The 20,138-nt window shown below is 43.3% G+C and carries 22 protein-coding genes and 1 pseudogene; 11 read left to right on the top strand and 12 right to left on the bottom strand.

Translation table 11 applies throughout. The features are described 5' to 3' along the window. Positions 1–84: 84 nt before the first annotated feature. The 5 genes and pseudogenes from NDK47_RS13180 to NDK47_RS13160 all read right to left on the bottom strand — a co-directional run. Positions 85–855 (bottom strand): annotated as a pseudogene (locus tag NDK47_RS13180) (catalase); the annotation flags it as partial. Between the two features lie 67 nt (positions 856–922). Next, positions 923–1,417, bottom strand: coding sequence for an immunoglobulin-like domain-containing protein (locus NDK47_RS13175; RefSeq protein ID WP_251875582.1), 495 nt, complete (start codon positions 1,415–1,417; stop codon positions 923–925). 430 nt (positions 1,418–1,847) lie between these two features. Continuing rightward, positions 1,848–2,414 carry a DUF4367 domain-containing protein gene (locus tag NDK47_RS13170; protein WP_251875581.1) on the bottom strand — a complete coding sequence of 189 codons (567 nt, stop codon included), beginning with the start codon at positions 2,412–2,414 and terminating at the stop codon, positions 1,848–1,850. Between the two features lie 338 nt (positions 2,415–2,752). Beyond that, positions 2,753–3,874, bottom strand: a complete 1,122-nt coding sequence (locus NDK47_RS13165; protein ID WP_251875579.1) for a sensor histidine kinase — start codon at positions 3,872–3,874, stop codon at positions 2,753–2,755. Next, positions 3,871–4,557: a response regulator gene (locus NDK47_RS13160; protein ID WP_251875577.1), complete on the bottom strand. Its 687-nt coding sequence runs from the start codon at positions 4,555–4,557 to the stop codon at positions 3,871–3,873. The genes NDK47_RS13165 and NDK47_RS13160 overlap by 4 nt, the downstream gene beginning before the upstream one ends. Positions 4,558–4,814: 257 nt before the next feature. Here NDK47_RS13160 and NDK47_RS13155 point away from each other — a divergent pair, with 257 nt between their 5' ends. The 3 genes from NDK47_RS13155 (at position 4,815) to NDK47_RS13150 (ending at position 6,768) form a co-directional block, all read left to right on the top strand. After that, positions 4,815–5,219, top strand: a complete 405-nt coding sequence (locus NDK47_RS13155) for a DUF6223 family protein (protein WP_251875575.1) — start codon at positions 4,815–4,817, stop codon at positions 5,217–5,219. A gap of 686 nt (positions 5,220–5,905) precedes the next feature. Next, entirely contained in the window at positions 5,906–6,040 is a 135-nt protein-coding gene (locus NDK47_RS27655) for a hypothetical protein (protein WP_256481495.1), read from the top strand. 224 nt (positions 6,041–6,264) lie between these two features. After that, on the top strand, positions 6,265–6,768 hold the full coding sequence (locus NDK47_RS13150; RefSeq protein ID WP_251875573.1) for a DinB family protein: 504 nt from the start codon (positions 6,265–6,267) through the stop codon (positions 6,766–6,768). A gap of 139 nt (positions 6,769–6,907) precedes the next feature. Here NDK47_RS13150 and NDK47_RS13145 read toward each other — a convergent pair whose 3' ends face one another. Both NDK47_RS13145 and NDK47_RS13140 read right to left on the bottom strand, forming a co-directional pair. Continuing rightward, positions 6,908–7,345, bottom strand: coding sequence for a MarR family winged helix-turn-helix transcriptional regulator (locus NDK47_RS13145; protein WP_251875571.1), 438 nt, complete (start codon positions 7,343–7,345; stop codon positions 6,908–6,910). Positions 7,346–7,417: 72 nt separating this feature from the next. After that, complete coding sequence (locus NDK47_RS13140; protein ID WP_251875569.1) at positions 7,418–8,026, bottom strand: NADP-dependent oxidoreductase; 609 nt, start codon at positions 8,024–8,026, stop codon at positions 7,418–7,420. 291 nt (positions 8,027–8,317) lie between these two features. Here NDK47_RS13140 and NDK47_RS13135 point away from each other — a divergent pair, with 291 nt between their 5' ends. The 3 genes from NDK47_RS13135 to NDK47_RS13125 are packed head-to-tail and all read left to right on the top strand — an operon-like array spanning position 8,318 to position 11,047. Beyond that, complete coding sequence (locus NDK47_RS13135; protein ID WP_322112102.1) at positions 8,318–8,863, top strand: DUF6431 domain-containing protein; 546 nt, start codon at positions 8,318–8,320, stop codon at positions 8,861–8,863. Between the two features lie 38 nt (positions 8,864–8,901). Continuing rightward, a complete protein-coding gene (locus tag NDK47_RS13130; RefSeq protein WP_216541446.1) occupies positions 8,902–10,254 on the top strand; it encodes a DDE-type integrase/transposase/recombinase in 1,353 nt (450 codons plus the stop codon). After that, the gene (locus tag NDK47_RS13125; RefSeq protein ID WP_216541447.1) at positions 10,247–11,047 is read left to right on the top strand and encodes an ExeA family protein; all 801 of its coding nucleotides are present in this window, start codon (positions 10,247–10,249) and stop codon (positions 11,045–11,047) included. The genes NDK47_RS13130 and NDK47_RS13125 overlap by 8 nt, the downstream gene beginning before the upstream one ends. 55 nt (positions 11,048–11,102) lie before the next feature. On the opposite strand, the gene NDK47_RS13120 is transcribed toward NDK47_RS13125, so the two are convergent. Beyond that, on the bottom strand, positions 11,103–11,366 hold the full coding sequence (locus NDK47_RS13120) for an alcohol dehydrogenase catalytic domain-containing protein (protein ID WP_251875567.1): 264 nt from the start codon (positions 11,364–11,366) through the stop codon (positions 11,103–11,105). 152 nt (positions 11,367–11,518) lie between these two features. Between NDK47_RS13120 and NDK47_RS13115 the strand changes: the two genes are divergently transcribed. Together NDK47_RS13115 and NDK47_RS13110 are read left to right on the top strand one after the other, a co-directional pair. Then, complete coding sequence (locus NDK47_RS13115) at positions 11,519–12,010, top strand: MarR family winged helix-turn-helix transcriptional regulator (RefSeq protein WP_251875565.1); 492 nt, start codon at positions 11,519–11,521, stop codon at positions 12,008–12,010. Positions 12,011–12,230: 220 nt separating this feature from the next. Then, positions 12,231–12,560, top strand: a complete 330-nt coding sequence (locus NDK47_RS13110) for a transporter (protein ID WP_251875563.1) — start codon at positions 12,231–12,233, stop codon at positions 12,558–12,560. A gap of 264 nt (positions 12,561–12,824) precedes the next feature. Here the strand turns inward: NDK47_RS13110 and NDK47_RS13105 are convergent, their stop codons facing one another. Next, positions 12,825–13,091: a hypothetical protein gene (locus NDK47_RS13105; RefSeq protein WP_251875561.1), complete on the bottom strand. Its 267-nt coding sequence runs from the start codon at positions 13,089–13,091 to the stop codon at positions 12,825–12,827. A gap of 967 nt (positions 13,092–14,058) precedes the next feature. Here NDK47_RS13105 and NDK47_RS13100 point away from each other — a divergent pair. The 3 genes from NDK47_RS13100 (at position 14,059) to NDK47_RS13090 (ending at position 16,131) form a co-directional block, all read left to right on the top strand. Beyond that, positions 14,059–14,598, top strand: a complete 540-nt coding sequence (locus tag NDK47_RS13100; protein WP_251875559.1) for a GNAT family N-acetyltransferase — start codon at positions 14,059–14,061, stop codon at positions 14,596–14,598. 166 nt (positions 14,599–14,764) lie between these two features. Then, positions 14,765–15,181 carry a VOC family protein gene (locus tag NDK47_RS13095; RefSeq protein WP_251875557.1) on the top strand — a complete coding sequence of 139 codons (417 nt, stop codon included), beginning with the start codon at positions 14,765–14,767 and terminating at the stop codon, positions 15,179–15,181. A gap of 611 nt (positions 15,182–15,792) precedes the next feature. Continuing rightward, positions 15,793–16,131 carry a hypothetical protein gene (locus NDK47_RS13090; RefSeq protein ID WP_251875555.1) on the top strand — a complete coding sequence of 113 codons (339 nt, stop codon included), beginning with the start codon at positions 15,793–15,795 and terminating at the stop codon, positions 16,129–16,131. A gap of 244 nt (positions 16,132–16,375) precedes the next feature. On the opposite strand, the gene NDK47_RS13085 is transcribed toward NDK47_RS13090, so the two are convergent. The 3 genes from NDK47_RS13085 to istA form a co-directional block, all read right to left on the bottom strand. After that, on the bottom strand, positions 16,376–16,798 hold the full coding sequence (locus tag NDK47_RS13085) for a phosphotransferase family protein (protein WP_407653416.1): 423 nt from the start codon (positions 16,796–16,798) through the stop codon (positions 16,376–16,378). Between the two features lie 490 nt (positions 16,799–17,288). After that, the gene (gene istB, locus NDK47_RS13080; protein ID WP_122915621.1) at positions 17,289–18,011 is read right to left on the bottom strand and encodes an IS21-like element helper ATPase IstB; all 723 of its coding nucleotides are present in this window, start codon (positions 18,009–18,011) and stop codon (positions 17,289–17,291) included. Continuing rightward, positions 18,011–19,519 (bottom strand): IS21 family transposase, encoded by a 1,509-nt coding sequence (gene istA, locus NDK47_RS13075; protein ID WP_024985313.1) that lies wholly within the window; start codon positions 19,517–19,519, stop codon positions 18,011–18,013. Before istA ends, istB begins: the two co-directional genes overlap by 1 nt. Positions 19,520–20,138 lie beyond the last annotated feature (619 nt).

Below are 20,138 nucleotides of genomic sequence, written 5' to 3'. Positions count from 1 at the left end.
GGATAGCTCGGTCAGTTTTCGTTGGCTACTAAAAGCAACGATAAGTCGAGAAGCCCCCACTTCAAAAACCGTAAGGTTTTAAGTGGTGAGTAGTTCACTGCCCTGCTTGGGTTCCCAATGGTATTTGACGAGTACCGCTTCGCCATCTTTGTTCACCCATTTGTATGTATTAACGCCCGACCCTTGCATCTGCCGATAGTTGGCAGGAATTCCCCACGGAGAGAATATGAACGTTACCATATGTGTCGATTCCGGTGTCTGGGAAAGAAAGTCAAACATACGCTCGGGATCAGGAAGATTGGTGACCGGGTCCGGTTTGAAGGAATGTACCATATCAGGAAATTTCAACGGGTCACGAATAAAGAAGATTTTCAGGTTGTTCCCGACCAAATCCCAGTTTCCTTCTTCTGTGTAAAATTTTACGGCAAATCCGCGCGGGTCTCTGAGCGTTTCCGGGGAGTGAGCGCCACCGATGACCGTAGAAAAGCGAACAAAAACAGGCGTGCGTTTGCCCGCCTCTTGAAACAGCTTCGCCCTCGTATACTTGGCAATGGGCTCGTCTCCCACTTTCCCATACGCTTCAAAATAACCGTGCGCGCCTGCCCCGCGAGCATGCACCACACGCTCCGGGATTCGTTCACGGTCAAAATGAGAAATCTTTTCGAGTAGATGATAATTTTCCAGTGTAGTCGGGCCCCGGTTCCCGACGGTTCTCACATTTTGATTATCCTTGATTGGGTGGCCCTGTCGGTTTGTCAGCGTCTCTTCGTTTTCACCTGCCGCAAATCGTTTATCTCCGGGACCACCGATTCCGGTAATGGCTGTTCCCTCTTCCCGGTGTTGATGCTCGTCCATTTCACCGCACCTCCGCATGAACATTTTCGGTTTAGAATGTCCGAGTGGCTCATGCGGTATACAGAAATTACCTTTTTTTCTCCTTTAAAAAGCTGCTCGGCAATTTTGCAGCCAAAACATGCTCTTGATTATCTACAAATACGCTTTTTCTGATCCGGTATTCTCCTTGGAAAAATTGATCATCATAATCCTTTAGATCAACGATCTCTAAAAAACTGTCTCCTGGCTTCAGAGTGAGACCTATATCCACAAAAGTTGTATCCTGCTTAAACGGCACGACATACCATGTTCCTTGTTCAAATTTCTCAAGAGCATAGCCCACACCATGTTCAATCCGGCTCGATCCCATATTGTGTATTTCCAAATTCAGCTTGGTGTTTGATGATTTATCTGGTAATCCAGTGATGGTTATGTCAACATGTGTACCGTTTTCAGAAATGGTCTGTGGCAATTCTCCATATTCAGACGGAACCACCAAAGGTCGGTTTTCTTCTTCATGGGAACATCCAGCCATCAACACGACGATCAGGATGATCCCAAAGAGATTCTTCAGAACTTTCATTTATATCCCCCCCTCTTATTAGACGGAGTGATTTGGTTCTCGTTACAAATACAGGGAATTCATTTCTCAAAACGATCCGAAACAAAGAAGCACGCGATCCCGAGTGCAGGCACTGCAAACAATAGCTTTGGATATGGAGGGTGAAACCAGGTATTTTGCAAAACGACATAAGCGATAATCAGGAGCACCCCAGCGATCTTCCAAAACATTTGTCTCTTCCATATTGACAACATGATCAGCTCCTACATTCCCTTATTTGGACGAAACCCCCATATTGTTTTATCGTATATCTGATTAGAAAAAATAACCATTATTTTCAGTACATGGGGGGGGAATTCCTTGTACTTTGATTCTTTTTTTTGCCACCTTGTGGTTCTTCTTCTGAAAAAATCCCCTGTTTTCAGCAAACAGAGGATCTACGTGTATGACGCTATTCCAGTTTTTCAGCGATGTGGATGAGTGTTGATTTCGTGACGTTTACATCGGCGGATTGCAAACTATACAACATGTCACCATTCACCCAGGTCAATTGTTTCAGTTCGTTGCCTGTGGAACTTTTGATTTCTTTATAGACGCCTTCCTTCTTGTCGATTGCGATTTTTTCCATCGTAGCCGGCATTGCGTACACGATTTCCTGCGGGTCTGCTTTTTTGATGATGAGAATAATCTTGCCGGAATCGCCCTGATAAAAAGCATTTGCGGTCTTGATCTTCTCTTTCTTACGTTCTGTCCCTTCGTAGAAGATGTCTCCCTTTGTAAAAACAAAGGAGTCGGTCAATTTCTCAGGAATGGTTGCAAAGCCTTCTACTTCAATGGAGAATGCAGCAAGATCGTCCTGGGTTGACATCTGCTGTTGAACCATTTCTGTGTCGGGTTTTTGCAGTTGTGTAATTTCTTGTTCATTTCCCTGCCGAGCTTGATACGATACGTTCCCGTTTTCATCGCGTAATTGGAAAACCTGTACGGCTGCATAAGCAGTGGATACAAGCAACAACATACATGCCGCCAAAATAACTCATACTTTTATATGGAAGAACCACATTGAGACATAATCACAATTTTCCCATTGAAAGTCAGCATCAATTTTCTTCCCCATGGACTTTCAAAAGGGCGTTTTATGCAGATGAGGACACCTCTGTACGGTAGGTACATTTTCTTAGTCGCAGGTATTGGCTGCTGCTCTGCTTATGGTTGGAAAAAGAAAAAACCTCATCCCCATGAATGAAGTTTCAGTGTTCTGACGTTACTTTTCCAACAAAAAAAACTTATGTTTACTGAAAATAAAGAATTTATATCAGATTCTTGTATGTTTGTGCGTCGTAAGTCTCAACTTTTTTAATTGTCGTTGCCTATTGGAAGATAAACAGTAAATTTAGTACCCTCATCAGGCTGACTCGCAACGCGGATGAAACCGCCGTGGGCTCTTACAAAATGATGGGCGATGGATAATCCGAGCCCCGTACCGCCTGTATGCCGCGAGCGCGCTTCGTCTACGCGGTAAAATCGATCGAATAGGTGGAGCAGATGTTCCGCTGGTATTCCGATGCCGGTATCGATCACCGAGACACGTGCAAAAAACGCATTCTGATCAACCACCCTGTCTTCGATTTCAACCGTAATCTTCCCTCCACGTGGCGTGTAACGAATCGCATTGGTCAGCAAATTATAGAAAACCTGCGTGATCCGTCTCGCATCGGCCATCACAGGAATCGGTCTTGATATTGTGTAAAGTTGAATGTCCAATCCGTTTTCTTCCGCTTCGTATTTCAAGTCATCCACGATTCGTTCCAGGTGTACCGGCAGATCGAGCGGTTTGCGATCGAGCGACAACCGGCCTGCTTCTGCCAGCGACAAAACGTGAAGATCATCAACAAGCAGGCTCATGCGGATCACTTCATCATGAATCTGAAGCAGCATTTCCGGCGGGACATGATGACCGGCCTGCTGATAATTCTCCAGTTTAAGCTGCATAATGGACAGCGGCGTGCGAAGCTCGTGAGCAACGTCGGCCACCAATCTTCTGCGGGCTTCTTCGGCTTCGCGCAGACGAAATGTCATGTCATTGAACGTTTGGGCGACTTTCCCATACTCATCTTTCGTATCTACAGGTACTTTTACGTTTAGATCGCCCTGCGCCACGCGCTCAATAGCAGCTATAAGCTTTTTGAGCGGGAGGGTCAGCACCCCCGATATCCAAAAACTAAAGGACAACCCGATCACAACAAAAAAGGACGCTCTAAGCAGTACGTTCAGCTTCATTTTGCCAAGGAAATAAGATTTTAATAGTTGGATTTGTTCTTCAGGCGAGGCGTTCAGATAGTTGTCATCGATTTGCTCCCTTTGAAATTGATCGAACAAGCCGCCTGTGTAAACTTGCGTTGTAAGGGAGATAATGTTGCCCACAATGAGCAAGAGCAGTCCCATAGCAAATATTTTCATCCGGACCGTCATCTTCATGAACGTTCACCGAATCGGTAACCGAAGCCGTATACCGTTTGAATATATCGAGGATTAGCAGGATCGTCTTCCAGTTTGCGGCGAAGATTCCGAATATGAGAATCCATCGTTCTTTCGTATCCCATGTACTCATCCTGCAGAGCAGCCTTTAACAATTGCAAACGGCTAAAGACAATGCCGGGACGACCCGCCAGTGTGAACAGAATTTTGAATTCGGTGGGTGTCAAATGGATTTCACGACCGTCTTTGAATACCTGACATTTTGCCTCGGAAATGCTCAAGTTGTCTCTTTCCAAGAACATCGATCTGTCTTCAGGTCCACGTAAGCGGCGAAGTAAAGCTCGGATGCGCGATGCGAGCTCGCGCAAGCTGAACGGCTTCGTCAAATAATCATCCGCGCCGATTTCCAGACCGACAATTTTATCCGACTCATCCGATCTTGCCGTGACCATAATAATGCCGCATTGCGAAGTTTGCCTGATTTCACGGCATACGTCGATGCCGCTTTTCTCGGGGAGCATCCAATCAAGTACGATGAGATCGGGCCGCTCAGCCCGGGAGATCGTTAACGCTTCCTTGCCTGTACGGGCGATCAATACCCGAAACCCTTCACGTTGCAGATAGGTGTGCATCTCCTCAAGCATGCCCGGTTCGTCCTCTACTAGCAACAACTTCGCTTCCATTTCAATCACATCTTTCCATATTAGTCTGCTTCCACTGTGAGTAGATACCGCTTACCGAAAATTATACCGTGATTTGACAGGTTCTTGAAGAAATCCACGCAATGAGAGGAAGATCTGCATAAGTTCTCGACATTTGTTGTGTACACTGCCTGTGAAAGGAAAGAAATAACCGCAAAGAACAAGAAATAATACGAAGTGAACGGGAGGATCGCTTAAAACACAAGTTTGCAAAAACAGCAAAGAGGAGTGAGTAACAAATGAAAATGAAGCTCGTTTCATTCGTAATACTTTGTACCTTTCTACTTGTTCCAACTATTGCCTCTGCTGATGGGACCAACAGTAATATCGTATACGGATTTACCACCGGGCGACTTTGGGCCACGATGGACGCAGTGGTAGGGCTGTTCAGCGCGGTCATCGGCGGGCTGTCTCTAGCCCGCTCCGCCGGTCGTTTCGGCACTGGCTCAGGGAGACGCGGGGCCATCGTGTCTGCGGTGATGGCGCTAATCGTCATCGTCTACGCTGGGCTGCATCTGGCCAACTTCACGGGGGATTTCGGCACCGGCAGCGGGCGAGCCGGGGCCATCGTGGCCATCGTGATGGGGCTGATCGGCATGGTCCTCGCTGGGCTAACTTTGGTCCGCTACCGCCGCGCCAGCTGACCCGACCATGGTGCCCGCTGTTGTGGTTCCTGTCTTTCCTGGGCGTGATGTCACGAACGCTATCAATAACATCGAATGCATAAGCTAACGGTTCGATAGTTCAGGCTGCCAAAGGGCAGCCTATTTCACTCTTGGCGATCAAATATCGGGAACAAAGCCTGTAAACGCAATATTATTTCTTGTCAAGACGAGCTTCTGCTTGCTCTGCTCGCATTCGCCAGAAAAGCAACTCGTCAGCAGGTCAAAGGGGATTCTGTTATCTGGGACTATACCATCCTTTCTCGAATCGATTTTTCAGTTATAGTCCCTCCCCTTACATTCTGATATGTTATTATCAGTCAGATTTTCACACTAAAAACCAATTAGGGGACCTATTAACATGACTTGTCATTGGTTTATGGATGCAATTCTAGAAACTGATAGATTATTAATAAGACCTTACAAAAGCCCTGTGATATCAATCCTACACAAATTAAACTTTACTATGGTATATCTGATAAATTTACAGGTCAAGGTCTTGTAATAGAAGCGGCGCGGGCTGTATTACAATTCGCTTAGATTGAGGATGAGGACAATGAAGATAAATAACAATTTTGGTTGTTTGACTATTCCATTTGTAACATGCAATCTAAGAAGATTTCTCATATGGTAAAAGCATAATCATTTTTGCTGTAGGAGGTGCATCCGTGCAAAACAAAAATGACCCAGACATTTCTCCCCAGGATTTACAGCTTGTTGGGTTAATTCTCGCCGCGATAGGAGCTGTTCTTCAAACGATTGGATACGCTCAAGAGATACACAAATCAACCAGTAAAAAGTAAATCGAATATGGCGTGGCATCAAGGTCAAGTACCTTTCGGGGAGTTAGACCTAGATGCCTAGTTACATACGTTCCATTTGCAACCGGCACGGATACGCGTGACTCCTGATCTCCTGCCATTCTCTGTTCGGGGTGGACAGCAAAGTAATGAAGAGGCATAGCGCTCAGTAATCAGAATATTATAAAATAAAAGGTGGTATACCTAGTCCCGAAAGGAGAAATAATATGAATTCTTATGAAGAAAATTTACGTACAACCAGAGAGCAATTATTACATGAGATTTCTTCGCTAAGTTTTGATGAATTCAATCTGCAATTTGAGATGGGGAAATGGAGTATCGCTCAAGTCTGCCATCATTTGCTTATTACGGAAACGTTGTTCGCAAAAGCAATTGTGTTTGGACTTAAGCAAAATCAAAAGAATGCAACCGACACAGAACACATACCGATTCAGTTTGTATCTGATCGGTCAAATAAGATAAAAGCGCCAAAGATTTCAGAACCAAGTTCCGAACCTTTTCAAGTTCAGCAAATCATTGAACAATTAAGCGATTCAAGAAAGAAAGTAATAGATGTTCTTCGTAGTATAGATGACAAGTCGGTCTTGAAGGCAATAGCAGTAGAGCATCCTGTTGTTGGTAACTTGCCATTAGATCAATGGGTGGAACTTTTGTATTTACACGAGCAACGACATATAGAGCAAATTAAAGATTTGAAAGCACAGTGCTAACAGAAAAGTCGTTCAATGAGCACTAGCTACCAAGTCTGTCAAGAATTTCTGTAAATTCAATCAACCGATATATGAATACGGAAGACATACGCTATCGAACTTTTTGGTTAGTTTTTACCTTCATAAGTTCCGATGTTATTTATGAAGAGCTCAACTCATTAAGATGATTCATTAATCTTGTCAAAACGTTAACAGTTTGCTCGTATTCTTCCTGGGTTATAACTTGAAACATTCGCATGCCTGTTTCCTTTATGATCTCAGCGATTGTTTCGAACTCTTCCCTTCCTTTTTTGGTAAGGTAGATTTCGGTTTCAAGATGATCTGGGTTTTCCCTAAGCTCTATCCAGTTTCTCTGCACGAATGAATCGAGTATATTGTCCATTTCAGACGGACTTACGTAATTTTTTGCATATAAATTTTCTTTTATAGCAACTCCATCCAAATATGCTCTATTCATCACTTGCCAATGGAAACGTGTTAATCCTTGGTCCTTCAGTGTCTTATCCACATAACGGGTAATGGCCTTATCTGTTTCTTTTAAATACCAGCCAAAACCATAGGAATGATTATTATTCATTTGAAAACCCTCCCACCAAAAATGTGATTTTTTCCCACAAAGATAAAACGCTCGTTTTTCTAATAAGCAGTTTTACCCACCCAATGAATCCGCAATACAAAGCACAATCCGTCCTCGTCCATGTCCGGTTTCACTCTGTCTGTGTGCTTGTTGTACTTCATGTAATAAAAAAGTTTTATCAATTACTGCTTTAATTTTTTTCTGAGCGATCAATTCTGCAATAGTTTTCAAATCTTTGTTAGATGCAAAACTACTATTTCGATTCGCTTTCATACCAAGTTGCATAGCTTTTTCCAGTGATGGTTGTTCAAGTAACGAAATCAAAGTTCCACCTCGGGATAGTACAGACCAAGAACGATTAAGTATTTCCCCTCCTACCGTATCCAATACAAGATCAACGTCCTTTACAACCTTTTCAAACTGAGTACATGTGTAATCAATTACCATTTCTGCTCCAAGTGAGCGTACAAAATCAATATTAGCCGTGGAGGCAGTACCAATTACATAAGCCCCTTTCCAGCTAGCAAATTGTGTCGCAAACGCTCCAACACCCCCAGCAGAACCATGAATGAGGACTCTTTGACCAGCTGTTAGCCCTCCCTCATTAAAAAGCGCATTCCAGGCAGTAGCTGCCCCACCGGTAATAGTAGCAGCATCAGCAAAAGTAAGATGTTCTGGCATAGGAATGAGATCATTTACGGAAGCAATTGTATATTCGGCATATGTCCCTTTCGCACGTCCAAAAACAAATTGCCCTTTTTGAAATGATGTAACGTCAGTCCCAACTTTTTCAATTACTGTTTACGCTGAAGCATAATGCCCGAAAGCTGACGGTATTGCCTGTCCAGGGATTGACGAATATAATGTCCGTATCACAGAAAAGGAAAAGGATGCCTCCATATAGCGTGAGCCTGTTCGCGCAAGCTCACTGGAGACATCCCCTCACAAAACGTATGATCATTGTATCAAATTATGAGCTGGATGAGAAGATCCCCGGCGTTTTTTGTTAGGTGTGCAGAAATTGTCCCTAGCCCTTGCTGCATTGCGAGTTTAACGGTAATCGGTAGCCGAGGCCGGAAGATTGTTCATGCTACAGGGGAAAAGAGCGAGTTGGTTATTCGAAGATTGCGTTGTACGGCTTGTCGGAAGATTCATCATGAGTTACCGGATTGCATTGTACCTTACAAGCGTTACGAGTCGGAATGTGTGGAAAATGTCATCACGTCTGAACCGTCAGAAGTAGATGTTGCCGCAGACAACTCCACGTTGTACCGTTGGCGGGCTTGGTTTTGCTCCATGGCCACCTACTTGCTAGGGTGCTTAGAGTCTATCGCCATTCGCTTTCATCTAGATGTTGTGGAGGAATCGTCCACTCCTTCACAAGCTGCACACCATAGATTCGGACGTTATGTCGGTGATGCTGACGGATGGCTAGCTAGAGTTGTCCGGCCTGTTGCAAATTCAAACTTTTGGGTTACATACCCGTTCTGCATTCTTGTCCAAGGCCCTCTGAGATAGACTCGTAAACGAATCTATCAGAGGAAAGGTGTAATGGGATGAAAGATCAAAAGAAAGCAGAGCAAATCGCAGCAGACCGTGTGCAGCTCCTTGCCCCGTTGCTTACGGAAGGGCTCGATCCGGCAAAGGCGAGGGAAATCAAGCAAAGAATTTGCGAGCAAATCGGAATATCGGAGAGAACGCTGCGGCGGTATCTAGCAGCCTACCGGCAAGATGGCTTTGGCGGATTAAAGCCGAAGAGCAAAGGGAAGCAACCCGCAGCCCCCGCCATTCCGTCGGAGGTCTTGGAGCAAGCAATCTTGCTGCGGCGAGAGGTACCAAGTCGTAGTGTCACCCAGATCATTCAGATCCTGGAATGGGAAGGCCGCGTTAAGCCAGGTCAAATCAAACGGAGCACGCTTCAAGAGAAGCTAACGGAACGTGGTTACAGCACAAGACATATGCGAATGTATGCAAACTCTGGTGTAGCGGCTCGCAGGTTCCAACAGCCACACCGCAATCGTCTATGGCACTCGGACTTAAAGTATGGTCCGTACCTGCCCATTGGACCGGATGGAGCGATGAAACAAGTGTTTCTCGTCACCTTCATCGACGATGCGACGAGATTCGTGCTGCATGGCGAATTTTACCCGGTCATGGATAAGACGATCGTCGAAGACTGTTTCCGAAAGGCCATTCAGAAATACGGTGTTCCGGAGGCGGTGTACTTCGACAATGGGAAGCAGTACCGTACCAAATGGATGACACGGACGTGTTCCAAATTGGGTGTGCGACTTCTTTTTGCGAAACCGTACTCGCCAGAATCGACCGGTAAGGTTGAGCGATTCAACCGGGTGGTAGATTCTTTCCTTAGCGAAGCAGCACTTGAAAAGCCTAAGACGATCGACCGACTGAATGAGTTGTTCGAGGTCTGGCTCTCGGAATGCTACCAGAACAAGCCGCATTCGGCATTAGAAAACAAACGAAGCCCTGAAATCGCCTTTCGAAATGACAAGAAGGCGCTTCGGTTTGTGGAACCGGAGGAACTTGCCAATGCATTCCTTCACTGTGAAACCCGCAAAGTCGACAAAACCGGTTGCATTAGCTTCTTGGATCGAAAATATGAAGTGGGGCTTCCTTTCATCGGATGTACCGTGGATGTCGTGTATGACCCGTCAGACACCACCGAGTTGACGATTGAGTATGAAGGCCACGAACCGTGGAAGGTCAAAGAGCTCGTGATCGGTGAACGCGCCGGAAAGCGTCCTCCGTTGCCAGACCATCTTCAGCCTGTTCCAGTAGAATCGTCAAGGCTGCTAAGTGCTGCCGAAGTACAGAGTCATCACCGCCGTTCCGTGCAAGCTCCGGCCGTTAGTTACCGTAGGAAAGGTAAGGTGAATGGCGATGTTTGAGGCATTCTACGAGCTTAGTCGTTCACCGTTCTCCAGAGATGTCCCGCCTAGCGAGCTGTATGAGTCGGTCATTTTGGAAGAGACGCTGGGACGGTTAGAATATGCGGCAGAGAGGCAATGGTTTGCTGTCGTTACCGGAGACTGCGGAACGGGGAAGACGACAACGATTCGGCGGTTTGCGGAAGAACTGGATCCCGCAAAGTTCAAAGTGCTCTATCTGTCAGATTCAAAGCTGACCCCGCGGCATTTCTACAAGGGACTACTGGAACAACTCGGTTGTGAGTCGAAGTTTTATCGCGGGGATGCGAAGCGTCAGTTGCATCGGGAGATTGAGCTCATGCGAGGAATTCATGGATTGCAGCCCGTCGTGGTCGTGGATGAAAGTCATCTTTTGGATCGTGAGATGCTGGAAGAGGTTCGCTTTCTTCTGAATTTTAAGATGGATGCACAAAGCCCAATGGCTCTTATCCTTGTCGGGCAAAGCGAACTCTGGGATCGCATTAACCTACAAGCTTACGCTGCAATTCGTCAACGCATCGATCTGCAATGCAAACTTCCGCATTACGACCGGGCCCAAACAGGAGCTTACATCGAGAGACACATGACCTATGCCGGTGCGGAACGGGACATATTCACCGACGGAGCCATTGATGACATCTATCGCTTTTCTAGTGGAGCAGCTAGGCTAATCAACAAAGTATGCACCCATTGTTTAATCTATGGGGCCCAGAACAAACACCGCATCATCGATGATCATATGGTTAAACGCGTCATTCAGGGAGAATTATCATAATTCCCCCTCTCGTATATCCGGATGCGGTCAGATTAACCGTCAATAGCAGGATAACTTACACCATCAATCTCCGGACATTATGCGTTAGCAATAACACAATTACACCGGAAAAAGACGATCCGGGAATATAAGGGAACTGAACTGGAATATTAGTCATGCCTCTACGAATTTTCCAATCAATTGGAAGAACCCCTGCAAAGTGTACTTTGATGAGCACTTCCCCTTTTTGGGGTTCCGGACATGGTATCTTCTCTAATTTCAGTTCTTCAGAACCACCGAATTTGTAAACTTGAATAGCCTGTATCATATTTGGTGTCATAATAATCACCTTCTTTGCATTTTTTCTTTGCATAAAACAAATCGATGAAATAAAATACAATTAGAGTAATTACTCATAGTGAGTATACTCACTTTTGATTTTACAATACTGAGTATACTCATTATTTTTTTTGATGTCAAGGAGGATGATTTATGGCGGATTCGAATACACCATTTACCGAGGAAATCCCTTCTGCGGATGATTTATTTAAAGCATTAACCAAAACAACTCATTTTCTTCACCGTCAATTCGAGATGCAATTATCCTCATTTGACGTGCCAGAATATTTGACAGGACCCAGGTTACGCGTACTTATTGCTGTTTCAGAATCAGGTAAAATAAGGATGAGCGATTTAGCGTCTAAATTAGGCATTAAAGCACGTACAGTTACCCAATTTGTTGATGCACTTGAGCAAAAAAATCTTCTTATCAGGCTTCCTGATCCTAATGACCGCCGCGCTACGTTCTTGCAGGTCACAGATATTGCTGCACCTCTTATAAAAAATGCCCGTTCAGCAACAAATGAGGTGACAGAAAAACTGTTTGAGCCTTTACCGATGGAGCTTCGCATTCAACTGCTCAATATTCTCTCTCGTCTTGTCGATTATAGGAATGTTTGCATATTCGACGATAAGGAACAGTAGAAAGATAATCCTCAAGCTGTCCAGAGCGATTTGAACAAGAATTTTCATCTCAAAAACGATTGTTTTTGAGATTTTTTATATTGAACTGAATTGTCATCTCGCCCCTTGTTTTTGGTTGATTAGGAAAACTGATGGGAACCTTTGAGTGATCAGCCCAGTCATTGTCACTTGCTCCAACATACAATGTTCAGGAAGTAAAAGGTAAAAGGAGTGAAATCAAATGGCATTTCGTCCACCTTCGGGACTGTTTCCGGGAACTCCTTCGAGACCATTTCCGGGAGCTCCTCCTGGACCGCAGCAATTCCAGCCACCAACATTTTCTCCCCCACCATTCATACCCGCACAGCCTGCTCCATTTGCTATTGATCCCGGTGCAATTGCTGGTTGTTTGTTTCGCCTGACGTATGTTTGGCTTGCAAATGGTGAACAATTCTGGTTTTTCCCTGTTTTTTTAGGTCCTAGATCCGTTGCAGGTTTTCGGTGGAGCGGTAGATTTTGGAGATATACCGGATTTGATTTACGATTCATTCTTTCATTTTCCTGCTTTTAAAAATTGGGCTCTCAAAGAACTTAAAACGGTTATCTCATGAACTTTAAAGAAAGATAAGGACTAGCATGGTCTTTGATCCCCTTATCAGCCATTGAAAAATGGCTGTTTTACATACGGTCAAATTTTCAATGCCCCTATCATTTACGTCTGCTCTGGCAACGAGTGGGTACCCACGTCTATTTTTGCGGTCCTGAGGCAACGGTGCAGCAGTTTCAGGAAGCTGCTAGGAACTTTGGGCACCCTGAGCAGAACATTCACTTTTAATTATTCACGCCACCCGACCCCATGCTGCGTGAACCCTTTGTCGCAGAGCTTTGGCAAAACAAGCGCACAAATTCGGCTGGCCGCGACCAATGCTTTGCTGGCCGCTGGCATTAAGGCTCCGTACCCTCGTCGAGTCGGCAGATGTGGTTCCTGCGCTATGCAGAGAATCGTTTGAAACGAATAGTTGTGGATTCTCGTTATTTTCATCGCTATTTCTTGTGAGCTTCGGTCAAACACCCATTTAACGGGAAAGCCGATTACGGGCAATTGAACCGCACCCCTTGGCTGGTTTGGGAACAGTTATATCCGATGTTTTCGCAAGGGGTGATGTATGAGCAGAATACTAGATTTTTAGGCTCACCTCTTTTTTAACTATCAAATATTGTAAGACGCGCTCAAAAGCAGTCCGATTAATCAACAGAATTGTTGTAGTAAAAACGGTGTTTGCTACATTTACAGGCTGTCTGCTCAGTGTCGGAAGAACTGGTTTTCGCGTTCAGGTATTCACTGGTAGCGATCAGACGTTCACCATCATTACCATTCCGATCAATATCGTTATAGACATTTTTCGTTTCCCGTGCAATTGCAACTATGCTAGGTCACCGGCCCCTGTTCAACGGGGCCTATCCATATTCCTCTGTAGTCAGCTATCGAGCAGTCTCCTTGAACAATTTCTCAAATCCCTGCCCAGTACATAAACCCCGATTCTCTCACCCCTTTTGGTGTTGATGCCGCTTTGGACAGATTTCCCTGCTCTTTTTTTACTTGCAAAAGACAACATTATCGATTTACGTTCGTCAAATTAGAACAGCCAGTTGGAGGTGAATACCCTTGTGGATGAAACTATCTTCTGTCCTTTTGAACATTCTCCTCGGTATTGCAGGATTCTATGTTTTCATGTTTGTTGTAATAACTGGTGGTGCTCTTGATGGTAGCCGGCCTCCAAGTCCCTCACTCCTAGGTTATTTGGTCATCCTGGTATACTTAATCATTTGTTTAGGAAGCAACTTTCCTTTTGCCCGAAGGTCCGCTGGAATCTGGACGTATTGCCTGACAAGTCTCTTCGTATGGCTCGTTTCATTTTTCATTACTATTCTTTTATAGGTGCCTGTCTAACAGTTTTGATATACTAATATTGTTTGTTTAACCTCCATTCATAAAGGACTGATTTATGCCCAGATAGGATAGTAGATTCCTTCCATTCAATTAAGTACTTAGGAGGTCGCTAGTAAACATGAATCAAATTACAACGGAGCGATTATTATTAAGACCGATGCAACTTGATGATGCTCCCTTTTTATTTGAATTTTGGTCTGATCCTATGGTCTCAAAACATATGAACATCGAAACATTTAGGGATGTTTCGCAGGCTGAACAAATGATTGGATTGCTCCAGGGACTTTCCAAAGAAAATAAAGCAATCCGCTGGACAATCCTCTCGAGACTCTCAAATGAGATTATAGGGTCGTGCGGCTTTAATTATCTAGATTATGAAAATGAACGTGCAGAAATAGGCTATGACCTGGGGTATCCTTATTGGGGGAAAGGATATGCTCCTGAAGCGCTAAGAGCTATCATTCGCTTTGGTTTTGAACACTACCGTCTAAATAGAGTGGAAGCAAAAGTTGAACCTGAGAATCTCAATTCGATAAAGGTCTTAAAAAAATTAAGATTTGTCGAAGAAGGAACCCTCAGACAATATGAAAAGTCTAAAGGAGAATTTGTAGATCTACTGATGTTTTCCTTGTTGCGATCCGACTGGACAGAAGAATAACTCCAGCAAACTGGTATTATTCTTTATGATAAATTCGTTTATGGTTTTGGCGGCCGGGTAATTCCTGGCCCCCTTTTTTTAGTTCCGGGATACGTCCATAAAATAAATTTCTGCTAGATTGAAAATACCGATCTTTTGATTCACTCAACTTGGAGGAGGATCCAAAATGAACAATACGAACACATTACGAGGACTGAGTACCGTTAGTTTTTGGGCTGCTGATCTTGCGGCAGCAAAGAAGTGGTACACAGAGCTGCTGGGCATTGAGCCATACTTTGAACGACCAGGATATTTTGAGTTTCGTCTTGGTGACTTCCAACATGAGTTGGGTGTTATTGATAGCCGCTACGCACCCAATATCTCGGCAACAAACCCAGCCGGCGCTATTGGGTATTGGCACGTCGATGATGTGAAAGCAGTTTTCGAAAAGCTTCTTTCTATGGGAGCAACGAAGTATGAGGAACCTACAGAACGCGGTCCAGGGTTTATCACTGCTTCCGTGGTTGATCCTTTTGGGAATATCCTTGGCATTATGTACAATTCGCACTTTTTAGAGGTTTTAGGATCAACCAAAAAACCATGACCCAGCATCCTCGTACGGGTTCTACTTTTGTCCAAATGCACATTTTGTACAGTTGAATCCTAATTTTTTGTTAAAATGATGAAAATCATGTACGGATCTGGATCTGAGGTGAAAATATGCTTCCCCCTGTAAAAATCCTTATCGTCTTTCTCTGCTTTTTCCTAATCACTCGACTTATGAGTATTTTGAGATACAAAAGAAGTCCACATGCAAATAGTAGTTGGAAGGAAGACATCACTACAGCACTGTTACAAACAATTGTCTTCATTTTGGTAAGTTACTTTTTCACATAGAGTATTTTTACATACATATGTCAGAAAACCTGACATCTTCTTATGAAAACGGACATCTCTTCATGTTATAGTAGTAGCAAAGAACGGCAATATCCGAGGTAGCGATATGCCGTCACAAGAAGGGAGTCTTGCACCGTGCTGGTAATCGAAAGAACCTCATCAGAAAATTCGGATTTTCGCATGTTGGTCACCCTATTGGACCAAGATTTTCAATTTAGAGTTCAACATATTGAGAATGAACGAAAGCAATTGAGGTCGTGTTCTTTCCTCCTGTCGTTCTAGCTGGTAATATTCGGTTAATGAAGGAGGATTGACACGATGTATAAAAATTGGTTCTCCGTTCTAGGTTTCCTGATCGGCCTACTCGGTTCATTGATTTCATTAGTTGTTTGTTATGACTATATTTATGGTGAATCCTATAAAGGTCTCGACTTTTTATTATATTTGCTGATTATGCTTCCAGCACTCATCGCTTTTATTACATCTTTTGTAACCGCACCAATAATCTTGATACCATTTATTTGGTCGTTACCGTTCAGTACGTATTTGTTACTAGCATCAGATACAAAATGGTTTGCAATTTCCTGCGTGACCTATCTTCTTTCTGCTTTTTTCAAATTTCAAGGTACCGAAAACCGAATCAATTTAACAAAATGATCCTTTCGATTTATCTAAAGCGTGTCATATACTGTAATCAAAGGATGTGAAGCCAGATGGAATTCGTTTGTTATTGCAAACAATGTAACAAAGCCATATATTGCACTGGTGGATTCTTGGAAGGGGTAATCCTGGAAGATAAAACGATTATTTGTTTAAAATGCAATGAACAAAATACGATTAATCAGAAGCCGGAGGATTCGATCCATCGTTATCCACCTGCTCACAATTCTCTTTTGTAAAATCAATTTGACCCTTCGTTTTCTATAAAATGGTTCCATTGTTCTTGAATGAAATGAATCTTAAAATTGACTTTATTTATGATGTCATCGCCTGTTTCTTCGCTCAATGTCATTTTTTCGATTTCCCATCCTAACATCATCAATGTTATATCAATAGCCCAGATTGCCAAATCTCGCATGTAATCTTCTTCAGAAACATGTAACACTGTTTCAGTTATTAATTCGTAGTACCTACTTACTACATACCTCAGCAAGTCTAGATTATAGATATCTTGAAGAATGAAAGTTACATCTCGGATAGGTGACGTGACCCCCGCCCATTCCCAATCAATGAACTTGACCTGTTTATCACGCAGGAAAACATTGTCCAAGTGGGGATCTCCGTGTGCAATCGTTGCTACTTTAGGTTTATAGTTAGTTGTCATCGAGTAGAATTTATTGGCGATTCATTCAATTGTCATGAGTTCGTTAATGTCGCCCCCTCTAGTTGGCTTAGATTTTTGATAGCCCAATCCATGATAAGCCTCTTCACCGCTGTTTTCCTAGTCATGAACATGATAGGCTTTCATATTTCCCCCTCTCATTTAGCAAATCGTGTGTTACTGTAATGATTTGAATCATCTTTTCTTTCGATTAAAGGACTACATGCTATTCGCGTAAGAAATTTAATACATGGTGTAACCACACCTTTCATTTAGATTTTTTGGAGGACATAGCCCACACGGGAGGTATCGCAAGTAGATTGCAAAGCAATCTACTGAGAACTTCTTTTCATATTTTCTTTTTAGGCTTAAACTACAAAGTGCCAATGTATTTCTTAACACAACGTGGGCACTCCTTTTGGATGGAGTGTTTTTGGCAAGTAAGAAATGTAGCAAATGGCAATTAAAAATGTACCACTTGCCAACCCCTAAATTATTTACCGTGTAATAGCGATTCTTTGTATCGATGGCTTTCGCCATTGAAGACGATCAAATGAGAGTGATGAATCAAGCGATCAATAACTGCCTCTGTTAAAATTGGATCACCAAATATATGATTCCATTGGCCAAACTGTAGATTGGTCGTGATAATAATACTTTTTCTTTCGTAGCACATGGAGATAATCTGAAATAGCAGTTCTGCACCTTGTTTATGCAGAGGAATATACCCCAGTTCGTCGAGTATTAACAGATCTAGCTTCTCAATATGGTTAAAGAATCGGCTCAACGAGCCAGTCTCGTGAGCGTCTAGCAGCCGATTGACTAATCCAGCGACAGTAAAGAACTTTATCTTTTTCCCTTGCTGCTGAATGGCATTTAAGCCAATCAGAGTGGATAAGTACGTTTTCCCCGTTCCCACACCGCCATAAAAGATCAGATTTTCTTTCTCCTCTATAAATCCACCATGAAGGATATGATCCTGCGTGAGACCTTGTCCCATCTGAATATGACCCCATTCAAATGGCTTTCCTGTTATTCTTGGCAAGGAAGATTGTTTAAAGAGCAGATTGATTTTCCGTACTTCTCGTTGTTGTATCTCGTTTTCTAGTATTTTGAGTAAGTACTCTTCATTTGTAGTAGCTTCAACCTCATGGAAATGTTGCCGAACCCAACTCAACTTGAGACGCTTTGAATATTCTTTTATCAATGCATCCACTAGTGATGACCTCCCGTTCCCTTAAAAAATTCATTGTAATGGGCTAATCCTCTAGTGGCTGTTGGAACGGCAGGAACAAAACCTTTCGGTTGGATGGTATCCCTTTGTCCACGGCCATTCATGAGTTGATAATAGATCTGCTTAATAGAATCAACGGCTGGGTGACCATTCTCAGAGGCAAGCTGCAAAGCTTGCGTGGGTATTTTCATATCATCGTTTTTTAAAATGACGGATAGTAGCTGGAGAGCTTCTTGCTTCTCTGGGACCGTGCAATTCGAGAGATAGACTTGCCATTCGATTGGCAATTGTTCATAAAAACTTGTGTATTTAATAGCAGTTGGCCGTTTTGCCATCAATATCAAATATGGCTGCCAAATCACTGATTTTGGCTCTTTGCCATACAGCCTGGGATGCTGTACGATCAGCTCATATTCTTCAGTTAAAATATCGACTCGGTCAAATGAGATCTTTGCCAAAACCATACATTTGGCAAAACGGGGAGACGTTGAGTAGAGTTTATTTTCGACTCGGATATATCCGTATTTATCCGCTTTTACTCGTTCATATCGGATACAATCAAACTCTTTGGCAGGTAATTGAAGAAGGTGTTCCTTGTCTGCCAAATATAGTTCGGAAAGCATGGTTTCTTTCACATAATGAGGTCTCTCCCGATCTTTCTCGGCTTTTTTCCAAAGGGTTTCGTTTAGCTGATCAAGATTGTGTATCTGCAACTCAGGTAGCAGGAAGTTGTTGCGAACGTACTTGACCATCGCCTCTACGTGCCCTTTTTCATTGCCACTACCGGGATTGCAAAACTCGTATTCAAAGTCATAATGAAAAACGAAGTTTTGAAATTCCTCCGTCAGTTCACGCTGACCATTTGGCATGATCTTTTTCACCGCTGGTGATAAATTATCAAATCGAATGACCTTTGGAACTCCACCTATATAGTGAAAGATACGCTTTAATCCCTCCAGAAAGCATTCTCGATTCTGAGACTGGAAAACTTGAAAGTAGAACGTGTTGCTATAAGGAAACGAGAGAACGAGGAATGGCAAGGTAACACTTTCTCCCTGATATTTGAATGGTGCTTCTCCAAAATCAACTTGAGCTGATCCAGGTCTCGTTTCCAATGGCAATGCCGCAGCATCACTTGTCTCCGCTAACTGGTGCTTACGTTGGGAAACATATTGTCTGACAGAGCGAGATGATCCTGTAAATTGGTATTCCTCCACTAATTGCGTGAACAAGCGTTGTGCTGTTCTTCGGAACTTCTTTTTCTTGTTCAAGTCCTCTTTGATCCATTGATCAAGAATAGGTTTAACGGGCTCCATGACTCTAGCTTTTCGAATTTGCTTGGGCTTTTCTTGTAGATTGAAATCATCCATTTCTGCATACTTCTGAACCGTCCTTGAATCACGATTCATTTGTTTGGCAATCTTGCTATAAGCTCGCCCTTTTTTGTTTGCCTCATGCCTGATATAATTAATTTCTGCCACTGCTAACATCTCCTAACTTTATACCTCCCGTCGTCTGTAATGCCCAACAGGAGTGTATTTTGATAAGGGGATGTTGGCAAGTGGTTTTTTAATTTATGCAGCCCCTACGGGTCTGCATAAATTAACTGCCATAACCTACATTTTTAGTCTGCCATAAACAGGATGGAGCTCTGTCGTGTGTTTGGGAACATTGGTTTTTTTGCAGGAGTAACTCCTTTTTTAGAGAATGTTTGTATACCAATGTATTCCTGATTACAATGTGGGCACTTCAGATGGATGGAGCTCTAGTAACTATTTGGGAACATTGGTCTTGCAGGAATGAACTCGTTCTTTAACGAATCCATACTATGTGCAGTGACCTTTCATGGTTTTTCCGACCATAATAGGATTGGGGCTGTTAGATTACAGACCTCTGATATAACACTGGGGCACTCCACGTGTTTAGGCACTGCACAACTTAAGTAGCCATAACCCGTTTTTACGGGTTTTTTTATTTTCCAGAAATTCCTTAAAATGCAGGAGGGATTCAACCAGTTATATCGTATTTAGTTTTTAAAGGTCTATATAACAGTAATCTTCACCTTATATAAACTTAAGCAGTCAAAACCCTTTAAACGTTTGGGGCTAA

This window comes from Brevibacillus ruminantium, assembly GCF_023746555.1.
Classification (GTDB): Bacteria; Bacillota; Bacilli; order Brevibacillales; family Brevibacillaceae; genus Brevibacillus; species Brevibacillus ruminantium.
Note: the sequence above shows the minus strand (reverse complement) of the source record. Positions and strands in the feature narration are given on the sequence as shown.